The sequence below is a fragment of the Ideonella sp. P3_A4 genome, from assembly GCF_056403075.1.
Genome location: NZ_JBFUGE010001107.1, coordinates 1 through 1203, shown reverse-complemented (window position 1 = coordinate 1203; position 1203 = coordinate 1). Strand labels below are relative to the sequence as shown.

General features: G+C 64.3%; 1 protein-coding gene. It reads left to right on the top strand.

Annotated features, from left to right (window positions below; genetic code table 11):
• Positions 1 to 295: 295 nt before the first annotated feature.
• A complete protein-coding gene (locus tag AC1DYI_RS36245; protein WP_477208920.1) occupies positions 296 to 1051 on the top strand; it encodes a glycoside hydrolase family 16 protein in 756 nt (251 codons plus the stop codon).
• The last annotated feature ends 152 nt before the right edge of the window (positions 1052 to 1203 follow it).

Sequence of the window (1203 nt, the reverse complement as noted above, 5' to 3'; positions counted from 1 at the left end):
GCCGTGCCCTCTGCTGTGGTCAACGATGAATGGGAAAGCGAAGCCACCGCGCCCATTCCATCCAGGCCCGGGAGCCGTTTCGTTATTTTCGGCTCAACATAGTTTGGAGCGAACCTTCCAAACCACGCCCGCGGTCTTGTGCACCGCACAACTTCTTGCATGGCCGTGACGGCCCCGTCTTGCGATGAAACGTCTGCCTTTTTCCAAACAATCCGCTGCCCTGCTTCGCCTCTGTGCCGCCGCCAGCCTGGCTCTTGGCAGCACGGCGGCAGCCACTGCCGCCACGCCCACCGCCATGACAGAAGACCTGAAGCTCCCGACCGGCTACCAACTCGTCTGGTCTGACGAATTCAGCACCGACGGGCTGCCCGACCCGGCCAAGTGGGCCTACGACACCGGCATGAACAAGCAGGGCTGGCACAACGCCGAGCTGCAGTACTACAGCGCCGCGCGGCCAGAGAACAGTGTGGTGCGCGACGGCAAACTGCTCGTCATTGCGCGCAAGGAAGACCTGTCGAAACAAGCCGATTGGGGCGGCCAGAAGTACAGCTCAGTGCGGCTGATCACCCAAGGCAAAGCCGACTGGACCTATGGCTACTTCGAGATCCGCGCCAAGCTGCCCTGTGGCCGTGGGACCTGGCCGGCGATCTGGATGCTCAACACGCCGGTCGTGTGGCCGGCCGGCGGCGAGATCGACATCGTCGAACACGTGGGGCGCGAGCCTGGCCATGTGTTCAGCACGCTGCACACCGCCGACGGCAACGGAGCCAACGGCACAGGCAACGGGACACAAGTGCCCGATGCCTGCACCGCCTTCCACACCTACCAGTTGCACTGGACACCGCAGCAGATGCGCTTCGGCATCGACGGGCACGTGCACCATGTGTTCAAGAACGCGGGCACGGGCACTTCACAGTGGCCGTTCGACACGCCCGAGTTCCTGATCCTCAACATCGCGGTCGGCGGCCACCTGGGCGGCCCGGTCGACGACTCCATCTTCCCGGTGCAGATGGAAGTCGATTACGTCCGGGTCTACCAGGCGCCGCGTTAGACGTCAGTGTGAGTGCTCGTCAGTTCTGCGCGATGCGCGCGTCGCGCAGCAGCTGATCTTTCAGCGCGGCGTAGCGCTCGATCGCACGTGCCTTGGCGATCGCCTCGGTGGCAATGAAGCGCACCGTTTCGCTGTCGGCCGGGTGCAGGCCC